This is a genomic window from Pontibacter toksunensis, from assembly GCF_042686245.1.
Lineage (GTDB): Bacteria > Bacteroidota > Bacteroidia > Cytophagales > Hymenobacteraceae > Pontibacter > Pontibacter toksunensis.
The window spans coordinates 100,259-121,773 of the sequence record NZ_JBHUOX010000007.1 but is presented as its reverse complement, the minus strand read 5'-3'; the positions used below and the strand labels follow the sequence as shown (position 1 = coordinate 121,773).

The following is a 21,515-nucleotide window of genomic DNA, read 5'->3' as shown; positions in this document are numbered from 1 at the left end:
CACATGAAAGCTAAAGAAATCCAGGAACTAATCGACTTCATCGCCAAATCCGGCCTGAACAAAGTAAACATTGAAACAGAGGAGTTTAAGATCTCGGTAAAACGTGATCCGGACCAGAAGATCAAGTATGTAAAAGACTCAGGTGCACCTGCTGCAGCTGCTCCCGCTCCGCTACCTTCTCCTCAGGCCGCTGCTCCGGCTGCCCCTGCCGCTCCGGCTCCCGCCGCTGCAGCGCCAGCCAGCGAAGAAAGCAAATATGTAGCCATTAAAGCTCCTATGATTGGTACCTTCTACCGTGCATCAAGCCCGGATACTCCGATTTTTGTTAATGTTGGTGACGAAGTGAAAAAGGGCCAGGTGATTTGCATCATCGAAGCGATGAAGTTGTTCAACGAGATAGAGTCTGAGGTATCCGGTAAGATTGTGAAAGTGCTGGTGGATAATGCCTCTCCGGTTGAATATGATCAGCCACTGTTCCTGGTGGACCCAAGCTAATATTCCGATTCGAAAATTTGAATATGAGGAATGCCTTAAATGGAGATGGTGCAAAAGACGTCTCCATTTTCCTTGTTCACAAAATTCAGATTTCCGAGTCTTCAAATATCCTAATTCTACATTATGTTTAAGAAGATATTGATCGCCAACCGTGGCGAAATTGCATTACGCATTATCCGTACCTGCAAAGAGATGGGCATTAAAACGGTTGCCGTATACTCTACCGCCGACAAGGAAAGCCTGCACGTGCGCTTTGCTGATGAGGCTGTTTGTATAGGCCCTCCTGCCAGTGCCCAATCTTACCTGAACATCCCGAATATTATAGCTGCTGCAGAAATCACAAATGCAGATGCGATTCACCCTGGCTATGGCTTCCTATCTGAAAATGCAGAGTTCTCCCGCATTTGCGCAGAGAACCATATTAAGTTTATAGGTGCCTCACCAGATATGATCAATTCCATGGGTGACAAGGCATCTGCCAAGGCAACTATGAAAAAAGCAGGTGTACCTACCATACCTGGTTCAGATGGCCTGCTGAAGTCGATGGAAGAAGGCATCAAACTGGCAAACAAGATAAAGTATCCTGTTATACTAAAAGCAACTGCAGGTGGTGGTGGCAAGGGTATGCGTATTGCCAAGAACGATGCCGAATTTGAGAAAGGCTGGAATGATGCGCGTGCCGAAGCAAGGGCTGCTTTTGGTAACGACGGCATTTACCTGGAGAAATTTGTTGTGGAGCCGCGCCATATTGAGATTCAGCTGATTGGCGACCAATACGGCAACGCCGCACATCTATCAGAACGCGACTGCTCTATTCAGCGCCGCCACCAGAAGCTGGTGGAGGAAACCCCTTCTCCGTTCATAACCGACGATCTCCGTGAAAGAATGGGAGCAGCTGCCATTGCAGGTGCCAAAGCCATCAATTATGAAGGCGTTGGAACGATAGAGTTCCTGGTAGACAAAGACCGCGAGTTCTACTTTATGGAGATGAACACGCGTATACAGGTAGAACACCCAATTACGGAAGAGGTGATTGACTATGACCTGATAAAGGAGCAGATAAAGGTGGCAGCCGGGGAGAGAATATCAGGCAAGAATTATTACCCTAAGAAGCATGCCATCGAGTGTCGTATTAATGCAGAAGACCCCAAAAACGGCTTCCGCCCCTCTCCAGGTAAAATAGTGAACCTGCATCTTCCTGGTGGCCACGGTGTACGCGTAGATTCACATGTGTACTCCGGCTATACTATCCCGCCAAACTACGACTCCATGATTGCGAAACTGATTGTGAGTGCGCAGACACGCGAGGAGGCACTGGTGAAAATGAAGCGCGCGCTGAGCGAGTTTGTGATTGAAGGCATCAAGACAACTGTTCCTTTCCACCTGAAATTGATGGATGACAAGGGCTTTAAAGAAGGTAACTTCACAACAGCTTATCTTGATAACTTTGATTTCAAGAGCTTGGATTAATTAGAAATCAAAAGAATACAGGCCCCAGCTCAAAAGCTGGGGCTTTTTTGTATCCCCTTGCAACTGTTCTGCTTTTAGATGCATCTTGCTTTTGTATGAAAACGACAAAACTCACCTGCTACTTTTTGTTTTCCATTTCTTTTATACAAATTAGCTGTACCTCTCAGTTATTTATAGAGCGCACGCTGCCGCCGGTAGTGTCGGTTTCAGAGAATCAGTGGAAGGTACTTATAATGAGCCGCTTTAATCCTGATCAACTGCCATACAAACAGGAAAAGAAAGTGGAAGTATACGCAGACGGAGCAATACATGCCCTCGCCGGTGTAGTGGATGCCATTGACGAAGATGGTAATTACACCCTTGTAGGCACAGATACCGCCGGATACACTCTTGTAGGGAGCGGAGCAGATTTAACGCCAGCACAGGTGCAGGAGATGTACCGCCAGCAGCCGCATCACCTCCTCCTCACGCTCGACCACTTCGACACATTTCTGGAGCAGGAGGTGGTTCGTGAGAAAGATGAGGATGGCGACATAACTAAAACTGCGCATTATACCTTGTTCTCGAAGTCTGACTGGACACTTTACGACAGCACCGGCACCATATTTGACCGCGCAACACTGTCATGGAACGAGCTGTATAATTCCAGAGGCGTTATCAGTGGCTTATTTGCCATTGGGCCTGCCATCAGTAACGCAGGACCTGTCATCAACAACCTTGCAAGGCAGACGTGATAGGATTACTGGCAGCGCCTGGCACCACAGCAGGTATCCTTTGTACGCCCCTATTATTCAGATAAAGCCTTTGCGCCGGCGGCTTACCGCATGGCAGCGGGCAACTTGCCAGAAGCAATTGCATTGCTGAAGCCGCTGACGGAGCATAAAAAAAGGAAAGAAGCTGCCAAGGCGGCCTACAACATGGCAATAGTTTATGAGGCTATGGGCAAAATAGAAGATGCTAAACATTGGACTAATGTCGCCTTAGATAAAAACAACAAACTGGCCCTGCTGCTGCTGCCTGAGCTTAACACCTACTAATATATATTTGATTGAAGCACATGATTAATAAAGAGAAAGCCCCACTTACAATAGGTGGGGCTTTCTCTTTATTAATCATGTGCTTTGGTTTAAATTTTAGCAGGTTTCTCCTCTTCTTCAATCATCTGCTCGAGCTCATTATACCAGCTTTCGCCATACTTCCGGATGAGAGGATCTTTCAGGAACTGGTATACACGCACTCCCAGATCCTGACCAAAAGAACAGGCAGCACTGCAAATCCCCCAACGGTCATAGTTAAGCGCTTCGAAATCGTCATACTTTGTAACTCTTATTGGGTATAGATGGCAGGAGATAGGTTTTTTCCAGCTGATTTTACCGTCATTATAGGCTTGTTCGATAGCACACTTCAGCTTTTTGTCCTCATCGTAAATGGCATACGCACACTCCCTATTGTTGATGGTTGGTGTGGAATAGTCGCCTTCCCAATCCTGGATATAAAGTCCCTGCTCCTCAACAGCATGCTTCCCGGCACCTGTCATGTAAGGCTTTATGTGCTCATAACTTTCCTGCAGAATTGCCAGTTCCTCCTCTTCCAGAGGAGCTCCTAAATCTCCCTCTACACAGCAGGCTCCTTTGCATTTCTCCAGGTTACAAACAAAAAACTGATCACGCACGTCATCACTGATGACTGTATTCTGTAGAACTATCATTTAAAAATTGAAGGCTAAAACAAAAAATGTAAGGCCGATGAAGGCGCTTTATTTCCTGTTGATTTAATGGAGACAAAGGTAGCCATTAAATAGTTTAAAACGGCTGCGCTCAAGTGATCCAGGCTTGGAGGTGCTGCTTCGTAACGCACCAAATAATATAGGTGACATACCACCCCTTCCTGTTACAGGTGCTATAGTGAACTGACGCCCACAACAACATAAAACTATTGCTGCCTCTTCCGAGAACCGGACGCCAGCAAGATGTTCTCTACGTTCTGATGCTTCGTGTAATCTATTGCCGCTTTGCCACTATTGTCTACCAGCTTCGCATCTGCTCCTGCCTGGATCAGTGCCAGGATTATCTCAAAGTTGGCGTTTATTTCACAAGCCATCATCAGGGGCGTCTTGCCTTCGTTGTTTTTGATGTTCGGGTTGGCACCGGCCTGTAGCAGTTTCTCCAGTTCCATAATACCAATGTGCTGCCCAATTGTGGATTGCAGTGCCTGTGCCAGCACCGTGTTTCCCTGCTTGTCCTGTATATTCAGGTCTGCACCGTTGTTGATGAGCGTATCCAACAGCATCACCTGCTCCATCTCATAAAACTCTGTTTTGATTCTGGAGCTGCTCACCACATAGTGCAGGGCTGTTTTACCGTTGACGTCCTGCGCATTTACATCGGCACCGTTCTTTACCAGCTGCGCTACTGTTTTAAAACGCACCTCCGGCTGGTAGGTCACGCCATAGTCTTCCAACAGCATAGGGATAAACACCGTATGCATCAGCGGTGTACGACCATTTAGGTTAGCGCTGTACTCTTCCGGAACAGCCAGGGTATTTACATCACCTCCGGCTGCAATGGCACGCTGCAACATCTCCGGGTCACGGGTAATAGCCGCAATGACTACTTTCTGATCCGGCGTCTGGTTAATGTACAGCAGCTGCTCATACGCGTTAATGCTTCCTTTCTCTACTGCCTTGCGGTACAGTTTTCGCGCCTTGTCAATCTTCACTTCCCCGAGTGTGCCTTCCTCGTATAACAAAGCCAGGGTATAGGCTGACTCGCGTTCCCCTGCTTCCACTCCTTTGCTCAACCAGTAAACTGCCTTATCCAAGTCTTTGGCTACTCCCTCGCCGTTAAGGTACAGGTTGGCCAGCGACGGGTATGCTGCGACATCGTTTGCCTCTGCAGCACGGCTCAGATAGTTAAAAGCCAGGCCTTTGTCTACCAGCTCTCCAAAGCCTGTGTAATACATACTTCCCAGTATCCGGTTGCAGAAAGCATCTCCCTGCACCGCTTTTTCTCTTATTTCGATACCAGCGGTGCGCATGTGCTGCCTGAAGCGCCGCTCATCGTCTTTGTTACGCAACACCATCGTTTCGGCCATACCTAAATGACCGAACAAACTGCCGCCATCCAATGCTTTTTTATAATAATACTGCGCCGAGTCTTTATTTGCAGCAAAGTATTTCTCCGCGTTCTGAAGCTGCTGCACAGTATCTATCTGCACCGAATCATACTTCAGCTCGCGGAACTGGTGCATCCTGCCAATAAAATAGTAAGCATCGTTATCGCCCTGCGCAATGGCTTCCTTCATCTTTTTATAAGCCTCATCATAACGCAGCAGCTTGTAATAAGCCATCGCTTCGTCCATAGCGGGGGTGCGCCATATCTTTTTTGTTACCACAACAGGGGTTGCAGCAGGAGTCTTTTCTTTCACAGATGCTGTAGCAGCGGCCTTTGTCGCAGGGGCTTTTTCTGCTGCCTTGGGAGGTGCAGTCTGAGCAAATCCGACCTGGCTTGCGCCGCTTAGTAGTAATATCAGTAGCAAATGCTTCATAAAAGGGAGGTGAGATGTCTAGGTGCTTACGATGTATTCTGTATCTGCAAAAACTATGCAAATAAATCAACTCTAAGGCTGTAAATCAAAAAGTCTTGGTCCAGTAGCCAAAGAAAAAGATATTTCCCAAGCCTGAGCCAAAAGGTAAACGCTTTCGGACTGTTTCCTGTTCATCTTATGGCATATATCTTTTACCACAGAGCCAGCGACCTGCCAAAAAAGAAAAGCTGGTTCAGAAAACGATTTTGTATTCGTAAATTGCGGTAGAATTGTAAGACGCACGCGGAAGAGAAGAAATGGATCATTTAAACTTATTAAACGAGTCGCAACGTGCGGCAGTGCTTCACATAGAAGGCCCTGCCATGATTATTGCGGGTGCCGGCTCCGGTAAAACAAGAGTACTCACTTACAGGATTGCCCACCTCATCAGCCAAGGGGTTGATCCTTTCAACATACTGGCCCTGACCTTTACAAACAAGGCGGCCAAAGAAATGCGCCACCGTATTGAGAAGGTAATTGGCAACGAAGCCAAGAACATCTGGATGGGTACATTCCACTCGGTGTTTTCCCGCATACTACGTTCTGAGGCAGACAAAATCGGCTACCCGAAAAGCTTCACGATTTACGACACCGACGACTCCAAGACACTCATTCGCAACATAGTGAAGGAGATGAACCTGGATGATAAGCTGTATAAGCCCAACGTCGTGCTGGGCCGGATTTCCTCTGCTAAAAACAAGCTGATCTCAGTAAAGCAGTACCTCAACGATGCAGTTATACAGGCTGACGATGAGGCTGCTATGCGCCCGAAGATCGGGAAGATCTATGAGATGTACCAGAGCCGCTGCTTCCGGGCTGGCGCTATGGACTTTGATGATTTGCTGTTCAACACCAACGTGCTTTTTAAAGACCACCCGGATGCACTGAATAAATATCAGAACATTTTCAAATTTGTGATGGTGGATGAGTACCAGGACACGAACTACTCCCAGTACCTCATCACCCGAAAACTGGCCGCCCAGAACCGTAACGTGGTAGTGGTTGGCGACGATGCACAATCCATTTATGCTTTCCGTGGGGCTGATATCCAGAACATCCTCAACTTTGAGCGTGACTACCCGGAACTGCAGGTGTTTAAGCTGGAGCAAAACTACCGCTCCACCAAAAACATTGTGCATGCGGCCAACTCTGTTATTAAAAACAACCAGGCACAGCTGCGCAAAGATGTTTTTACTGATAACGAGCAGGGGCCGCTGATTGAGGTTATCAAAGCCAACTCCGACAACGAGGAAGGCAAACTGGTAGCGACAACCATATTCGAGGAGAAGATGAGCAATCATCTCTCCTACGACGACTTTGCTATTCTATACCGCACCAACGCGCAGTCGCGTGCCATGGAAGAGGCCTTGCGCCGTATGAATATCAAGTATAAGATTATCGGTGGCCTTTCATTTTACCAGCGCAAGGAGATAAAGGACCTGATAGCGTACCTGCGCCTGACGGTGAACCCGAACGATGAGCAGGCACTGCGCCGTGTCATCAACTATCCGAAGCGCGGCATCGGCGAAACAACTGAGCAGAAGATCTTCGTGATTGCCAACGACATCAACCATGCTGTTTGGGAGGTGGTCATGAACGCCACTGAGTTTTTAGGCAACCGGGTGGGCACAGCCATAGAGAACTTCTCCATCATGATCCGGGACTTTGCCCGCATTGCTGAAAACAGTGATGCATTTGAGGTGGCCAAGCACGTAGCTAAGCATTCCGGCATTGTGGACGACCTGTACCAGGATAAGACGGTGGAGGGCCTGGCGCGCTACGAAAACATACAGGAGCTGCTGAATGGTATAAAGGAGTATGTGGATGATCCGGAGAAAGAAGACAAGAGCTTATCTGCTTTCCTGCAGGATATTGCCCTGATAACCGATGCGGATACGAAAGCGGACGACGACGGCGAATTTGTAACCCTGATGACCATTCACTCGGCCAAGGGACTTGAGTTTAAAAATGTGTTTATTGTGGGCATGGAGGAAAACCTCTTCCCGAGCCAGATGATGCTAAACTCCCGTGCTGACCTGGAGGAAGAACGCCGCCTTTTTTACGTGGCGATAACACGTGCTGAGAAAAGGCTCTACCTCACCTACGCCACCAGCCGTTATCAGTGGGGAAATTTGCGGGCCTGCGAAAAAAGCCGCTTTCTGGATGAGATTGACCCGAAGTTCATCAACTTTAAGTATGGAGATGGCGGAGTAAGTGGCGGCAATGTGTTTGACCGGGTGTTGCAGCGAAAAAGCAATCTGCTAGCGCCAGCGCCGCGAAAGCAGGTAGCCAGCAACTACACCGCCCCTGCCGATTTTAAAGCCAGCGACACTTCTGACCTGGCAGCGGGCATGAAAGTGGAGCACCCGAAGTTCGGCTTTGGAACTGTTTCTAAAATTGACGCACAGGGAAACAGTATCAAGGCCATCATCAACTTCGATGAGGTGGGAGAAAAAACGCTGCTGCTGAGTTTTGCCAAACTGAAAATACACGCATAGCTCACTGAACAGGAGCAGGAACCATGCCTTCCGGTGCCTGCTCCTGTTCCTGCGGCTGCCCCCCCTGCGCTGCCCTCACCCGGGACTCCCTGACACTGAGGGTATCTACTACAACTTCATAAAGTTTATCCATCTCCGCGATGTGATTGAGATAGTAGTTATAAGTAGCTTTAAAATCCTCCTGCTTTACCCCGTGCTTTTTTAGGATTTCGGACTGCTGCTTGTTAAAGACCATCAAAGCCGTATCCGGATACGAGATGTTTTGCTCTATCAGCGCTTCCACCGTATGGATGTCCGCCAAGATGCGCACCATTTTGGGCTGCGATATCATATTAGCAGGCTTATCCCCGTTATCTTGCTGGCACCCCAGCAGAATGAGACAAGAAAGGATGCAGAAAATTCTTTTCACGGGTGTAAATTACGAGAATATGTGATACTTTTAAAATTACGCAAGAAGGCAGCAGCCTATGAAAGAGCTTGTAAAGAAGCTACGCAAGTACGAGATACGCATACGCAAAGCCATCACAACACAGATGCAGGGCGACTTCCACTCTGTTTTTAAGGGAACAGGGCTGGAGTTTGACGATGTACGCGCCTACCAGTATGGCGATGACGTGCGTTCTATAGACTGGAACGTATCTGCCAAAGGACATGGTACATTTGTGAAAACGTACCGGGAAGAAAAAGAGCAGTCTGTTTTTCTGATGCTGGATGTGAGTGCCTCCCAGACCATAGGAACAGGTGCCCGGCAGAAAATAGATGTCGGAAAAGAGATTTGTGGCGTGCTGGCACTGTCAGCGGCAAGGCAGCAGAGCCAGATTGGGATAGTATGTTTCTCAGACCAGAAGGAAAAATACATCAAGCCAGCCAAAGGCATACAACAGGCCTACAGTATTATTAAGGCTCTGAGTGAACTGCAACCTAAATCAGGCAAGACAAACCTTCCTGCAGGCATCAAGCTGACACTGGACATTATCAAGCGCCGCAGCATTATCCTGCTCCTCTCTGATTTTATCGATAACAACTATGAGAAAGAACTATCGATGCTGGCCAGGCGCCACGACCTGATCGTGCTGCACCTGCTGGATATACGGGAGTATGACCTGCCCCCCATGGGAATTGTACCTGTGCTGGACAAGGAAACAGGCCGAACTGTATGGCTGAATACCTCTGGAGATGAGTTCCAGAAGCGCTACCTGGCGCAGTACCGGGAAAACCAGGAGAACCTGATGCGCCTCTGCCAGAAGTACCAGGCAAATTACCTGACCATCCAGACAAACGAGGATTATGTGCCGCAACTGGTCAACCTGTTCAGGCTAAGAAACAAGTCTACAAAGAAAAGTGCCTAGAGGATACATCATCATACTGCTCTGCTCCCTGCAGGCGGGGGCGTGGGGGCAGCAAATACCCAGGCCGGAAGGATCCTTTAACCGGGATACGGCCAGGCTGGGAGAATTGCTGCAATATACGCTGGTGCACCATCACCCGGCCACGCAGGAGGTGGTGCTGCCGCCGGAAAGCTATAACTTCGCTCCCTTTGAACTGGTGCGCAAAGACTTTTTCCCTACCGCAACCAAGGCAGGGATAAGCACCGACAGTGCCATCTATACATTACGGAGCTTCGAGATTGAACCTGTGCAGCAACTGGCGCTACCCGTATATATACTCAGTAATCAGGATACAACAGAAGTATTTGCCACGGCCGATGCAGTTGTGCTGCACCAGTTGGTAAAGGAAGTACAGGAGCCGCTGCAGGTGAAGGCAGACACAGAACTGGCAACTGTGGAGGAACGCTTCAACTGGCCCGAACTGGTGCTGTGGCTGGTAGCATCAGCCACTTTCCTGAGCCTGGTCTGGCTTATTTTTGGGCAGGCCATACAGCGCAAGTACAAGTTATACCGCCTACGCAAGGACCACGTGTATTTTGCCTCCCGCTATAACTCGCATGAGGAGCGTTTTAAGAAAACAGGCGCGATGCAAAGCCTGGAGAAGGCGGTTTCGCTTTGGAAAAACTACCTGACAAAGCTTGAGCGTAGTGCCATTAACTCTTTTACCACCAAGGAGATTGTGGAGTATTACGAGAACGACGAGGAAGTAAACACCGCGCTGCGCATCTGCGACAAAGCTATTTACGGCAACGTGCAAACAGAGACAGAGGGCGAAACCAACTTGGCGCTGGGCATGCTCCGCCGCTTCGCCAAAAGCCGCCATAAAACCCAGCGAGAACTTATAAAAAATGCTAAGAGTAAGTGACAACCTATGGGAATGGCTAAGCCTAGAGTGGTTCAGCTACAGCACCCTTCGCTCTTTCGATTGGGTGTACCCGCTGGTGCTCTATGCTTTGCTCCTTGTTCCCCTGCTGTTCGTATTTAAGTGGCTCTTTACCCTTAACACCCGCAACAGGCTGGACCTGGCCATGTTCGAGGGGAAAGTGCGCTGGCAGTGGAGCAGTTTACTGCGCCATATTCCTAACCTGCTCTTCATGCTCTTCATGATGCTGGTACTGGTGGCGCTGGCAAGGCCACAGCGGGCTAATGAGCAGGTAGAGCAAACAGCAGAAGGTATAGATATTGTGCTGGTGCTGGATGTATCCGGCTCGATGGAGCTACAGGACATAAAGCCAAACCGCCTTACAGCAGCCAAAGAGGTAGCACTTGATTTTATCAGCGGCCGCGTGCAGGACCGCATTGGAATAGTTGTTTTTGCCGGCGATGCCTACTCCCTCTCCCCTCTCACTACAGACTACCAGCTACTGCGGGAACACATACAGTCCATCGGCTTTAAAATGATTCCGAACGACGGTACCGCCATTGGCAGTGCACTGGCAGTGGCTATAAACCGCATGCGGGATTCTAATGCCAAAAGCAAAGTTGTCATCTTAATCAGCGACGGGGAAAATACCGCCGGCAGCCTGGATCCTGAGCTGGCCGCCCAACTTGCGTACGCCTATGGCATAAAACTTTATACTATAGGTATAGGTAAAGATGGGCAGGTACCTTACCAGGAGGAGGAAACAGGTAAAACACTTTACGTAGAAACGCAGATGGATGAAACCAGCCTGCGGCGGATTGCACAGATAGGGGCGGGAAACTTTTACAGAGCCGACAGCAAGGATGCGCTGCAGGCGGTATTCCGCAACATCAACAAGATGGAACGGACGGAGGTAACGGAAAAACGCTTCCGCGACACCCATGATTATTACCAGGTATACCTAAAATGGGCACTTCTGTTCCTCCTGCTTTGGATGTTTCTGAAAAACACGTTTGTCACCAATGTGCTGGAAGATTAATTTTTGCGTATCATGACGCTCGTATCTCGTATCAAGATTGGGATCACTCACAGCGTTGAAGATAATACTGTCACCATAGGCAGTGTCCTCAGGTTGACAAAATACGTTCAGAGGCTTCAAGATAAAGGTTGAAGGCGCTTCTTAATTCAGTTAAAACAAAAAACCACTTGTCGCGATACATGATATGAACATCGTGATACGAAAACAAAAGCCATGTCTATAGCCGAAAACATCCTTTACTTTGATGAGCAGCTCAAAAACACACCCTGCCGTTTAGTGGCTGTCTCTAAAACGCACTCCCCTGAGAAAATAATGGAAGCTTATGATGCTGGTCATCGGCTTTTTGGAGAGAACAAGGTGCAGGAGCTGGTGGACAAAAGGGATCTGCTGCCGCATGATATTGCCTGGCACCTGATAGGCCACCTGCAGCGAAATAAAGTAAAGTACATCGCACAGTACATTGATACCATACAATCTGTTGACAGCCTGAAACTGCTGGAGGAAATAAACAGGCGAGCCGAACAGTTTGCCCGCACACTGCCCATCAACTGCATGTTGCAAATCTCCATTGCCGATGAGGAAACAAAGTATGGGATGACTTACGAGGAAGCAGTAGCCCTGCTGCAGTCAGAACAGTACCGGCAGATGAAGTACGTTAGTATAACAGGCGTAATGGGAATTGCCACCAATACAGAAGACGAGCAGAAGCTGCGCCAGGAGTTCAGGTACCTGCGTGAGTGCTTTCAGAACCTGAAGGAAACTTTCTTCATTGCCAGCGACTATTTCAGGGAGATATCAATGGGAATGACCTCTGACTGGAAATTAGCCATAGAAGAAGGAAGCACCATGATACGGGTGGGAAGCGGCATTTTCGGCGCCCGCAGTTATGACCGGTAGTGCCACAGCCATAATCCTGAACACTGCAACAAAAGATGACACATCAATCGGCTTCCCACAGTCTGCCTGCTTTTGATTTGGAAGGCCATCGCGGGGCACGGGGGCTGATGCCGGAGAATACAATACCCGCCATGCTAAAGGCGTTGGCTTTGGGTGTTACCACTTTGGAAATGGATGCGCACATCAGCAGGGATGGCCAGGTGCTGCTCTCTCACGACCCGCACATCAACCCGGAGCACGAACTGCTACCGGATGGCAGTGAGGTACCTGCAGGAGACGCTCATAAACAGGTATGGTACAACCTTGACTACAGCGATATCAGAAAGTATGATGCAGGCTCAAAATTTTACCCCCGCTTTCCGCAGCAGCAGCTAATGAAAGTGCACAAGCCGCTGCTGTCTGAAGTGTTTGACGCGGTGCAGGAATACCTCAAAGCACATCAGTTACCACAGGTATTTTATAATATCGAGACAAAGTCTACACCTGAAACAGACAATATATATCATCCGGCGCCTGAAGAGTTTGTGCAGCGCCTGATGGACGTGATAACTCTGAAGGGCATGAACGATTGGGTTATCATACAGTCCTTTGATGTGCGGACGCTACAGGCACTGCATGGGTCTTTTCCGGGGATCAAAACATCACTGCTTGTAGAAAATGAGCATAGTCTCGAGGAGAACCTGATTTTCTTAGGATTTACCCCCACAATATACAGTCCGGATAAAGCTTTGGTGACATTAGCTCTAATTAAAAGAGCCCACCAGCATGGCATGAAGCTGATACCCTGGACTATAAATGAAGTGGGTAAGATGCAGCAGATGAAGCAGATGGGTGTAGATGGCATTATCACTGATTATCCCGATTTATTCTATAAATTATAAAATAAGCTATAATTTATTTCCTAATTTAAAATTACCCTCGTAAAGAATACTTAAGCCTACCCCACTTGTTCTGGTTCAGCTGTATTTGGGTAAACCAGATGCAGCATATTCCACTCAGGTACTGAAAAAATTTCCAAAGCACAGTTTGAAGAAACGAAAGACACAAAAAATCATGACAGAGCATGCAGCTACCGTTAACAAAAAGTATAAAGAATTTGTAGAGCGCATTGTAGATACAAATGCTGTGTGGGGCCTGACAAAAGATGAAACCTGGGCAACTTCCAGTTCTCAGGAATTCGAGGATACGGAAGTCATCCTTTTCTGGTCAGATAAAGCAGGAGCCGCAGCCTGTGCCGAAGATGAGTGGGCAACTTATACTCCGGAAAGCATTACGTTAGTTGAGTTTCTGGAGAACTGGTGCGTTGGCATGTATGGCGACGAATTGTTGGTGGGTGCCGATTGGGATGCAGACCTCAGCGGCAAAGAAGCAGAACCCCTTGTGGTTGCGCTGGATGTTGTGAAGCAGCTGAAAGCAAAGGACAAAACGCTGGAGTTTACCCAGTACGACAGCCAGCAGGAGTTTGAAGAGCAGGTAATCGAGGCCCTGGACGGAGAGTGACAGTGTCTTTAGGAATGATGAAATTTAAATTTTAAATAATGAATGGGTTCAGAGTGAAGGGCCCGTGCCTTACCTTTGTCCTGACTCATAGAATTTCATCATACATAAAGTGACACAAAAGACAATATTACTTATTGCTACTGTATTTGGAGCCCTGACCGTTGCTATCGGTGCCTTTGGGGCGCATGCACTGGGGCCGATGCTGCGGGAAACAAACCGGGTAGACACGTTTGAAACTGCTGTAAAATATCAGATGTACCACACGCTGGCTCTGCTAGCTGTCGGTTTGTTGCTGTTCAGAGTAGAGCACCCGGCACTACAGGTAGCAGCCTGGTGTTTTTTCTTGGGAATCCTTATTTTCTCTGGCTCCCTTTACACACTTTGTATAACCGGTATCACCTGGCTTGGAGCCATTACCCCGATTGGCGGTACAGCCATGATTGTTGGCTGGGGTGCCTTGTTCTATGCTATTCTAAAAGCTTTTTAAACCTAAAAGCAATTTAAAGAGCAGAGGCTGTAGCTAACCCGACAGCCTCTGCTTTTTAGAAACGCATGCTCAACCCGGTATTCAGCAAGCCATCATAACCGAACCCTAAGTCCATATAAAAGCCCAGCTTCTTTCCTACACGCACACCAATGGCAGTAACATGAAAAGCAGGCACATAGAAGCTGTCTTCTTCTCTATTATCGTAAGGATAACGCTTGAAATAGCAGACACCAGCTTTAGCTCCTGAATAAAATTCACTCTTTCTAAGCTGGCCCAATAGAAGGTGACATGTGGCATTAATACAAAAAATTTGTTTCGGTAGTCTAACGCTCCGGTGACACTGTACTTTGATGTAAAAGTCGTGTAGCCCGCTTCTATACCTACCCCTACTTTATCAGACGCAAAGTAAGTATATCCCGCCATCACAGGTCCAACAAAAGTTTTATTATCTCCGCCAGAGGAAATGATGCTTCCAATTAAGTCGCCAAAAGTGTTCGCTACTACGGGCACCGGTATAAAATCATATCCCGCATATAGCTCATGGCGTGCCTTCTGTGGAAGAGGTTCCTGCGGTTGGTTTTCCTGTGCTAACGCTTTATAGCTGAACAGCAGGCAGAAAAGTAATAGCTGCTTTGATAGAGTGCACACAGCCAGTAATGCCGAAGTTGATGGAAGTTCTGACTAATGTATTGCTTATAATATAAAGGCCAAACTGTTTTAGCACTGACTCATGCATTTGACACCGCTGCCGGGAAGTACAAGACATAAAAAAAGCCCTCTACAAGAGGGCTTTCGATATATATGTCAATCTTGTAGCGTTTGTTACTGCTTTGCAGCACTGGCAGTTGATTTGTCTTTGATGTTAGTTACGATATACACATACTTCGCGCCTTCAGCTGCGTTAGAGTGTACCGTGATAGCTTTTTTCTGTTGCCCCATTTTACCGGCGCTATTAAATTTAGCTGTTACAAAACCTGTTTTACCTGGCATTACAGGCTCTTTCGTCCAGTTGGGTGTTGTACATCCGCAGGTTACATCCACACGCTCAATAACGAGCGGCTGTGTGCCTGTGTTTGTAAACTTAAACGTGTGCTCCACTACATCGCCTTGAGTAATGTCGCCGAAGTTAAATTCTGTTTCCTCAAAAGTTAGCGCCGGGCCGTTCTTTGCCTGCTCTTGCGGAGCTGTCGCCTTGGCTTTTGGTTGTTCCTGCGCCATAGTGCTACCAGCTACTAAAGCTGCAAAAGCAAAAGAAAGAAGTACTTTTTTCATCTGTGTAAAGAGTTAAGGTTTTAAAGCAATAGCTATGGTACTTATTTGTTACTAAAAACGTTACAAAATAAGCATTTATTTGATTAGCTAACTAATAATTGTTGATTAAAGTTCAGCAGGTACAATTCCTCCGACGACCTAGTAAGGGCTGTGTACAGCCAACGGGCAAACTCTTCGTTAACCATATCCTCTTTCAGAAAACCCTGATCTACAAATACCGCTTTCCATTGGCCACCCTGTGCTTTATGGCAGGTCAGGGCATAGGCGAATTTTACCTGCAGCGCATTTAAGTATGGGTTTTTTTTTAATTCCTTGCTTCGCTCCTTCTTCGTTTTGATGTCCGCATAATCCTGCAGCACCTCTTCGTACAGCTTCTTATTTTGGTCAGCGGGTAGGGCGGGTGCGTCGGTATACAGGGTATCCAGCATAATCTTTACTTCCTCTTCCTGTGCCTCCGGGTAATCTACAAACCGGACACGTACGTCAGCAAACCGGAAGCCATACATATCCTCGTAGCGGATAATTTTGGTTACCTCCACAAAGTCACCGTTAGCCATAAAACCTATGTCGGAATCCTTCGGGAGCCAGAAATAATTATTGCGTACAATCATCAGGTAATCACCAACGCCTAACTCATCTTCAGCAAAGAAAATTCGCCGGCGCACGTGTTGGTTATACAGGTTAGCAGACTTGTTAGAGCGGCAGATGATGATGGTGTTCTCAACACCAAACTTATCATAGGCATAGCGCAAACCATCCTCCAACTTCTCGCCGGTCATCCGGAAAATATCACGCCAGCCTTTAGTAGACAGTTTAATGTCAAGCGGCTCCTGCTTCATCTGGTCGCGCAGCTGGGTAGCATTCATGAGAATGCCGGATGCCTCCGCCTGGCGCATCACGTTGCGCAGCTCTACCTGCTGCACATGACACCAGAAATTCTTTTTCAGGTACTCCGCATCCAGTGATGGGCTCAGCGCCTGCCCTACCGGTGGCAACTGGGCAGTGTCTCCTATCAGCAGGAGCTTGTTGTTTTTTTTATCAAACACGAAGTTCAGCAAGTCCTCCAGCAAGCCATTTGCCCCAAATCCGCTTTCATCGGAGATCATCGACGACTCGTCCACAATATAGATTGTATTGTCAGATTTGTTTGGCTGACGGGTAAAGGAAAGGCCTTCAGAAAAAGGGTTGGCTGTCTGGCGGTATATCTTTTTGTGTATGGTATGTGCCGGCTTTCCGCTGTAACTAGCCATAACCTTCGCCGCACGGCCGGTTGGCGCCAGCAATACATACTTATAGCCAAACGTATTCAGGATTTTGACCAGCGACGAAACCACTGTTGTTTTACCGGTACCGGCATAGCCTTTCAGCAGGAAAACCTGTCGCTCCTCCTGCTTGGCAAGTATAAACTCATCTAGTTTCGTGAAGAGTTTTGCCTGATCTTCGGTAGGTTCAAAAGGGAAATTACTACGCAGGGCTTCTAAGGGGCGCATGTTTTGTTAGAAATAAATGTACTAAAAAGAAGAATAAGAGCATCCGGGTGCTACAAAACAAGGAGGTTATAAGCCACGCTTGTCTTTGTTAATCTCTTAAACCCGGATAGATTTTATTTTTCTGTGTTATGCGCAAAGGTACGGCAGCAGAAAATTTTGCACAAAAAAAAGCCTTACGCTTCGGTAAGGCTTTCTGGATTTTTAGAATGTTGTATAGTCTAAGAACTAAGCTCTTTTAACGTTAACAGCATTTAGTCCTTTTCTTCCTTCCTGAAGTTCATACGTTACTTCGTCATTTTCTCTGATCTCGTCAACAAGACCGCTAACATGTACGAAATACTCTTGTCCTGTGCTTTCATCCTTAATGAATCCAAAACCTTTTGTCTCATTAAAGAACTTTACTACTCCTTTGTTCATGATAATTTTTTATTTTCCTCAAAAGTACATAATAATGCAATGCCAAGCACTACATTTTTTTAAATTGTTTATTTTGTAGTCTTTTTAAATGAAAAACCATGCTTTAAGTTATAGTTTTAATTAAAAGAAACAAAATAAAGTTTAATGTTAAGTCTCTACGTTAAATATTGTTTGGGGTTATGGCTGCCATTGTAGTACTCGCTTTGGCTATGAGCAAAGGGGCATTATTTTCTTTCACCACGTATATTTCTGCCTCACAGAAGTATAGCTTTCGCCCGGGTTTGATGACAACTCCTTTCGCTATTAGCTTCTCGCCCACCCCAGGGTGAAAATATGAAACCTTTAGTTCTGCCGTGACCACATGATGGCCCTTTGGTACCAAGGTGCCGGCGGCAAAGCCAGCCACAATATCAGCTAAGGTAGCGATGACACCGCCGTGGCTGAAGCCCAGGTGCTGCCGGTGTATGTCCTGAAGGGCTAATTCGCCTTCTATGCTGCCAATTCCTATCTTTGTGATGTGAAAGCCCAGGAGCTTCATAAACTCCTGCCGCTCTAATTTTTCCCTTATGTCCTGCACGAAGTCAGGATTATGTGTCTTGATCATGCTGTAAAAGTACAGCCTATACCTATAGCTCACAAAGTATGCCTGAACTCAACCCTAAAACAGCCGCCTACGCTGACAAACTCCGGGTCCGCGTGTGCGGTATCTGCATCAAAAACGATAAGCTCCTGCTGGTGCGCCACGGCAGCACTGTTGGCAACACCGCCTTCTGGGCCCCACCCGGGGGAGGCCTGCAATATGGCGAGACCATGCAAGCGTGCCTGAAGCGCGAAATACTGGAAGAAACAGGCCTGGAAGTAAAGGTGGAGCGGTTCCTGTTTGTAAATGAATTTCTACAGCCTCCCCTGCACGCCATAGAGTTCTTTTTTGAGGCTAACGTAACAGGTGGCGCTTTAAAGACGGGCGCTGACCCGGAAGCAGCAGAAGGCGGGCAACTGATTGAGCACGTGCAGTGGCTCACAATAAAAGAGCTGCAGGCCATTCCCTTCCCGGACAAGCACCGGGCGCTGCAGTTATTACTGTGCTTCGATGACTTGCTAGGGCTAAAACATCATTTCATCCCGACGTAAGGCGTCGCTGCCTTTTGGTATATTTTTTTTATACTTGCAGAAGTGCGCCATCACTCTAAGTAGCTTTTTTCCATAGTCCAATATTTTGAACACCATCAACACCCATTACCGGCTCTCCCACAAAATAGAAGATGAGGCCTTTGCGCTTTCGCAGGCTTCTTACTGCAACTTATACCTGTCGCTTAGCCAGAAGGCTATCAGGCTGGCCGTAGTAGATACCGTGCGAAACAAGTTTGTAGTGCTGGAGGACTATGAACTGATAACCATTTTTACGCCGCTGCAGGTAGCGGAGCAACTGCGCCTGATAGCCGCTGAAAATGCCTTATTGCAAGAGCAGCAGTGGAATGTTATACGTATCTCTTACAGTAATCTGCACTTCACGCTTGTTCCGGAAACACTTTACGAACCCACTCACAAAGAAGATTACCTGCGCCTGCACACAGAACTGAACCCGCTGCAGGATGTGGTGCTGTCGTACCGCCACAGTGGGCTGGAGGCCCTAAACATATTTTCGGTGGATGCCGCCTCTTACGAAACACTACGCGAGCTCTTCCCCCGGCGGCCTGTTCAGTTTGTGCACCAGACCAGTGCGCTCATACGCAGCGTGCTGCATCATACTGAACGCACGGCTGCCCGCAACATGTATATATTTGTGGAACGCAACTATGTTACGATACTGGTAGTAAACCAAAGCGGGCTGGAGTTCTGCAATGTTTTTCAGTACCATAGCCCTGAGGACTTCATCTATTACATCATCTTTGTAATGCAGGAACAGAAGCTGAACCCGGAGCAGGAAACGCTCACTACCTGGGGCGATATAACACATGACTCTTCCCTGTTTAACATTTTGCAGAAGTATGTCCGCCACATCAAATTAGGCAAAAAGCCTGCTGATGTAGAGTATAGTTATAAATTCCACGACATGTTTGAGCATCGCTATTTCGAACTCTACAGCCTGCACTTATGTGAGTAAATTCAATTTTGAATAACTGAATGATTGAATAAAAATGCTGACTTAGCCTATTCTATAGTTAGTAGCCATTTATAGTTTGATTTCTAATATTCCGTTCTTCAAAATTCATTTAATCAAAAATAAATTATGAAAAGAATTGCCCTTTTCCCAGGTTCCTTCGACCCATTTACCAACGGCCACTATGATGTAGTGATGCGTGGGGCTAAGCTTTTTGACGAAGTGATTGTGGCTATCGGGAACAACAGCAGCAAGCAGCGCTATATACCGGTAGAGAAAATGTTTGATGTGATGACGCGACTTTTTGAAAACCAGCCAAACATACAGGTGCAGACCTTTAAAGGGCTTACGGCAGAGTTTGCGCGGGAGGTTGGGGCGCAGTTCCTGTTGCGTGGCCTGCGCAACACCACTGACTTTGAATATGAAAACACCATTGCGCAGGCAAACAGGCAGGTGAACAACGACCTGGAGAGCGTGTTCCTGATTACATCACCCTTGCTTGCCGCTATCAGTTCCTCTATTATCCGGGAGATTCACCGCTTCGGAGGCAATGTGGATCAGTTTATACCTTTCCAGTTTTCAGAGATTGCAGATAGTGCCGGACAATAAAGGCAATGGATGTATAAGCTTTAGGTAATACCTCTTCTACCTCCTGGGGGGTCATCCAACGCACTTCTTCAATGAACTCTTCCGCCTGCGGCTTCATCAGGCTATCGTCGGTGCAGTTCATGACATACCAGGTTGTTTTCTTCAGTATTTTTTTACCTTTGAAAGCATAGGAATGCCAGGTCTTCGGCAGCTTGTCTATTACCTCCACCTGAATGTTGCACTCCTCCTCTACCTCGCGCAGGGCTCCTTCCTGCACTTTTTCTTTCTTGTTGAGCTTTCCCTTCGGCAGGTCCCACACGCCCAGGCGGTACATCATCAGAATCTTTCCGTCCTGCAGCACCAGGCCACCGGCTGCCCGAACAATTTTGAATTGATCTTTAAGATGCGCAATCAGCTTTTTCTTTTTATCGGTTACCAGGGTCAGCGAGCGCAGCTTCTTCAGCTTCTTTACCTCCATTAACCGCACAATACGGTCGATCAACAGGATATCAGCATCTTTTATCAGCACATCCCCCACAAGGTCTTTGGAAGTAAAGTGGTCAGAAGCTTTTAGGATCAGGTCGTACTCATGCTTGTACACCTTCTCGGTCGCTTTTTTTAGAATCAGGGGAATATCATTGATGAAAACGTTCATGCGCTTAGGTGCTTCTGATGAAGAATTCTAAATTTATACAAATCAATAAATAAATCACTTGAAACAAAATTCACAGGCTTAAAAAGGAATAATATTTATGTAATTTCGGCCATGGATTCTACGAACACAGCACATCAGGTAGCCTCTTTCCTGCTGGAAACAGAGGCAGTAAAACTAAGACCAGAGCAACCTTTTAAGTGGAGCAGCGGCTGGAACTCACCTATCTACTGCGATAACCGCGTCACCCTCTCCTTTCCGTACATCCGCAGTTATATCAAGCAGCAACTGGCCGAACTCATTAAGCAGCACTACCCGGAGGCAGAAGCCATTGCCGGTGTTGCCACAGCAGGCATTGCACAGGGCGCCCTCGTTGCTGAACTGCTGGAAATGCCTTTCCTCTACGTACGCCCGGAGCCAAAGAAGCACGGCATGGGCAACCAGATTGAGGGACGTTTATTAGAAGGACAGAAAGTGGTGCTGGTAGAAGACCTTATCTCCACAGGAGGAAGTTCACTAAAAGCCGCTGAAGCAGTAAAAGCCGCAGGAGCAGAAGTAATCGGAATGGCAGCCATTTTTACCTATGGCTTTTCTGTGGCAGATGATAATTTCCGTCAGGCAGGTATTCCGCTATACTGTCTCAGCAATTATAACGCACTCACTGAGGCTGCCGTGGCCAATGGTTATATCCATGCTTCTGCCATGGAGGCACTGGCGCAGTGGCGACAGTCTCCGGAGACCTGGGGAAAGTAGTCTGAATCAGGATTTACAGGA

General features: G+C 47.4%; 25 protein-coding genes. 16 read left to right on the top strand and 9 right to left on the bottom strand.

What is annotated here, in order from left to right; all coding sequences use genetic code 11:
• Positions 1 to 3: 3 nt before the first annotated feature.
• The 4 genes from accB to ACFS7Z_RS11510 all read left to right on the top strand — a co-directional run bounded on the left by accB (position 4) and on the right by ACFS7Z_RS11510 (position 3,002).
• A complete protein-coding gene (gene accB, locus ACFS7Z_RS11525; protein ID WP_377484614.1) occupies positions 4 to 495 on the top strand; it encodes an acetyl-CoA carboxylase biotin carboxyl carrier protein in 492 nt (163 codons plus the stop codon).
• A 123-nt stretch (positions 496 to 618) separates the two neighbouring features.
• Complete coding sequence (gene accC / locus ACFS7Z_RS11520; protein ID WP_377484612.1) at positions 619 to 1,965, top strand: acetyl-CoA carboxylase biotin carboxylase subunit; 1,347 nt, start codon at positions 619 to 621, stop codon at positions 1,963 to 1,965.
• Between the two features lie 95 nt (positions 1,966 to 2,060).
• Positions 2,061 to 2,699, top strand: coding sequence for a hypothetical protein (locus ACFS7Z_RS11515; protein WP_377484610.1), 639 nt, complete (start codon positions 2,061 to 2,063; stop codon positions 2,697 to 2,699).
• A gap of 18 nt (positions 2,700 to 2,717) precedes the next feature.
• Positions 2,718 to 3,002, top strand: a complete 285-nt coding sequence (locus ACFS7Z_RS11510) for a DUF6340 family protein (protein ID WP_377484762.1) — start codon at positions 2,718 to 2,720, stop codon at positions 3,000 to 3,002.
• A gap of 89 nt (positions 3,003 to 3,091) precedes the next feature.
• Here ACFS7Z_RS11510 and ACFS7Z_RS11505 read toward each other — a convergent pair whose 3' ends face one another.
• Positions 3,092 to 3,673, bottom strand: a complete 582-nt coding sequence (locus ACFS7Z_RS11505; protein WP_377484608.1) for a DUF3109 family protein — start codon at positions 3,671 to 3,673, stop codon at positions 3,092 to 3,094.
• A 224-nt stretch (positions 3,674 to 3,897) separates the two neighbouring features.
• On the bottom strand, positions 3,898 to 5,511 hold the full coding sequence (locus ACFS7Z_RS11500) for an ankyrin repeat domain-containing protein (RefSeq protein WP_377484606.1): 1,614 nt from the start codon (positions 5,509 to 5,511) through the stop codon (positions 3,898 to 3,900).
• 296 nt (positions 5,512 to 5,807) lie between these two features.
• Here ACFS7Z_RS11500 and ACFS7Z_RS11495 point away from each other — a divergent pair, with 296 nt between their 5' ends.
• Positions 5,808 to 8,048, top strand: a complete 2,241-nt coding sequence (locus tag ACFS7Z_RS11495; protein WP_377484604.1) for an ATP-dependent helicase — start codon at positions 5,808 to 5,810, stop codon at positions 8,046 to 8,048.
• A 1-nt stretch (position 8,049) separates the two neighbouring features.
• Here ACFS7Z_RS11495 and ACFS7Z_RS11490 read toward each other — a convergent pair whose 3' ends face one another.
• Positions 8,050 to 8,457 carry a DUF4296 domain-containing protein gene (locus tag ACFS7Z_RS11490; protein ID WP_377484602.1) on the bottom strand — a complete coding sequence of 136 codons (408 nt, stop codon included), beginning with the start codon at positions 8,455 to 8,457 and terminating at the stop codon, positions 8,050 to 8,052.
• Positions 8,458 to 8,515: 58 nt separating this feature from the next.
• Between ACFS7Z_RS11490 and ACFS7Z_RS11485 the strand changes: the two genes are divergently transcribed.
• The 7 genes from ACFS7Z_RS11485 (at position 8,516) to ACFS7Z_RS11455 (ending at position 14,221) form a co-directional block, all read left to right on the top strand.
• The gene (locus tag ACFS7Z_RS11485; protein ID WP_377484600.1) at positions 8,516 to 9,397 is read left to right on the top strand and encodes a DUF58 domain-containing protein; all 882 of its coding nucleotides are present in this window, start codon (positions 8,516 to 8,518) and stop codon (positions 9,395 to 9,397) included.
• Positions 9,390 to 10,301, top strand: coding sequence for a hypothetical protein (locus ACFS7Z_RS11480; protein ID WP_377484598.1), 912 nt, complete (start codon positions 9,390 to 9,392; stop codon positions 10,299 to 10,301). The genes ACFS7Z_RS11485 and ACFS7Z_RS11480 overlap by 8 nt, the downstream gene beginning before the upstream one ends.
• Positions 10,285 to 11,337 (top strand): vWA domain-containing protein, encoded by a 1,053-nt coding sequence (locus ACFS7Z_RS11475; RefSeq protein WP_377484596.1) that lies wholly within the window; start codon positions 10,285 to 10,287, stop codon positions 11,335 to 11,337. Before ACFS7Z_RS11480 ends, ACFS7Z_RS11475 begins: the two co-directional genes overlap by 17 nt.
• Before the next feature lie 213 nt (positions 11,338 to 11,550).
• The gene (locus tag ACFS7Z_RS11470; RefSeq protein WP_377484594.1) at positions 11,551 to 12,234 is read left to right on the top strand and encodes a YggS family pyridoxal phosphate-dependent enzyme; all 684 of its coding nucleotides are present in this window, start codon (positions 11,551 to 11,553) and stop codon (positions 12,232 to 12,234) included.
• 35 nt (positions 12,235 to 12,269) lie between these two features.
• On the top strand, positions 12,270 to 13,115 hold the full coding sequence (locus ACFS7Z_RS11465) for a glycerophosphodiester phosphodiesterase family protein (RefSeq protein ID WP_377484592.1): 846 nt from the start codon (positions 12,270 to 12,272) through the stop codon (positions 13,113 to 13,115).
• A 172-nt stretch (positions 13,116 to 13,287) separates the two neighbouring features.
• Complete coding sequence (locus ACFS7Z_RS11460) at positions 13,288 to 13,734, top strand: DUF2750 domain-containing protein (protein ID WP_377484590.1); 447 nt, start codon at positions 13,288 to 13,290, stop codon at positions 13,732 to 13,734.
• A 109-nt stretch (positions 13,735 to 13,843) separates the two neighbouring features.
• Positions 13,844 to 14,221 (top strand): DUF423 domain-containing protein, encoded by a 378-nt coding sequence (locus ACFS7Z_RS11455; RefSeq protein ID WP_377484588.1) that lies wholly within the window; start codon positions 13,844 to 13,846, stop codon positions 14,219 to 14,221.
• A 135-nt stretch (positions 14,222 to 14,356) separates the two neighbouring features.
• Here the strand turns inward: ACFS7Z_RS11455 and ACFS7Z_RS11450 are convergent, their stop codons facing one another.
• From ACFS7Z_RS11450 to ACFS7Z_RS11430, 5 genes are all read right to left on the bottom strand, one after another.
• The gene (locus ACFS7Z_RS11450; protein ID WP_377484586.1) at positions 14,357 to 14,869 is read right to left on the bottom strand and encodes a hypothetical protein; all 513 of its coding nucleotides are present in this window, start codon (positions 14,867 to 14,869) and stop codon (positions 14,357 to 14,359) included.
• Between the two features lie 174 nt (positions 14,870 to 15,043).
• Positions 15,044 to 15,493 carry a DUF1573 domain-containing protein gene (locus ACFS7Z_RS11445; RefSeq protein WP_377484584.1) on the bottom strand — a complete coding sequence of 150 codons (450 nt, stop codon included), beginning with the start codon at positions 15,491 to 15,493 and terminating at the stop codon, positions 15,044 to 15,046.
• A gap of 83 nt (positions 15,494 to 15,576) precedes the next feature.
• Positions 15,577 to 16,983, bottom strand: coding sequence for an ATP-dependent DNA helicase (locus ACFS7Z_RS11440; protein ID WP_377484582.1), 1,407 nt, complete (start codon positions 16,981 to 16,983; stop codon positions 15,577 to 15,579).
• A 225-nt stretch (positions 16,984 to 17,208) separates the two neighbouring features.
• A complete protein-coding gene (locus tag ACFS7Z_RS11435) occupies positions 17,209 to 17,400 on the bottom strand; it encodes a cold-shock protein (protein ID WP_115564124.1) in 192 nt (63 codons plus the stop codon).
• A gap of 160 nt (positions 17,401 to 17,560) precedes the next feature.
• On the bottom strand, positions 17,561 to 18,004 hold the full coding sequence (locus ACFS7Z_RS11430) for a PaaI family thioesterase (RefSeq protein ID WP_377484579.1): 444 nt from the start codon (positions 18,002 to 18,004) through the stop codon (positions 17,561 to 17,563).
• A gap of 38 nt (positions 18,005 to 18,042) precedes the next feature.
• Here ACFS7Z_RS11430 and ACFS7Z_RS11425 point away from each other — a divergent pair, with 38 nt between their 5' ends.
• The 3 genes from ACFS7Z_RS11425 to coaD all read left to right on the top strand — a co-directional run bounded on the left by ACFS7Z_RS11425 (position 18,043) and on the right by coaD (position 20,110).
• Positions 18,043 to 18,531 carry an NUDIX domain-containing protein gene (locus ACFS7Z_RS11425; RefSeq protein ID WP_377484577.1) on the top strand — a complete coding sequence of 163 codons (489 nt, stop codon included), beginning with the start codon at positions 18,043 to 18,045 and terminating at the stop codon, positions 18,529 to 18,531.
• An 85-nt stretch (positions 18,532 to 18,616) separates the two neighbouring features.
• Positions 18,617 to 19,504, top strand: coding sequence for a DUF3822 family protein (locus tag ACFS7Z_RS11420; RefSeq protein WP_377484575.1), 888 nt, complete (start codon positions 18,617 to 18,619; stop codon positions 19,502 to 19,504).
• Between the two features lie 126 nt (positions 19,505 to 19,630).
• A complete protein-coding gene (gene coaD / locus ACFS7Z_RS11415; protein WP_377484573.1) occupies positions 19,631 to 20,110 on the top strand; it encodes a pantetheine-phosphate adenylyltransferase in 480 nt (159 codons plus the stop codon).
• Here coaD and ACFS7Z_RS11410 read toward each other — a convergent pair.
• Positions 20,064 to 20,744, bottom strand: coding sequence for an NUDIX hydrolase (locus ACFS7Z_RS11410; RefSeq protein ID WP_377484571.1), 681 nt, complete (start codon positions 20,742 to 20,744; stop codon positions 20,064 to 20,066). The genes coaD and ACFS7Z_RS11410 overlap by 47 nt on opposite strands.
• 111 nt (positions 20,745 to 20,855) lie before the next feature.
• Here ACFS7Z_RS11410 and pyrE point away from each other — a divergent pair, with 111 nt between their 5' ends.
• Positions 20,856 to 21,494: an orotate phosphoribosyltransferase gene (gene pyrE, locus ACFS7Z_RS11405; protein ID WP_377484569.1), complete on the top strand. Its 639-nt coding sequence runs from the start codon at positions 20,856 to 20,858 to the stop codon at positions 21,492 to 21,494.
• The last annotated feature ends 21 nt before the right edge of the window (positions 21,495 to 21,515 follow it).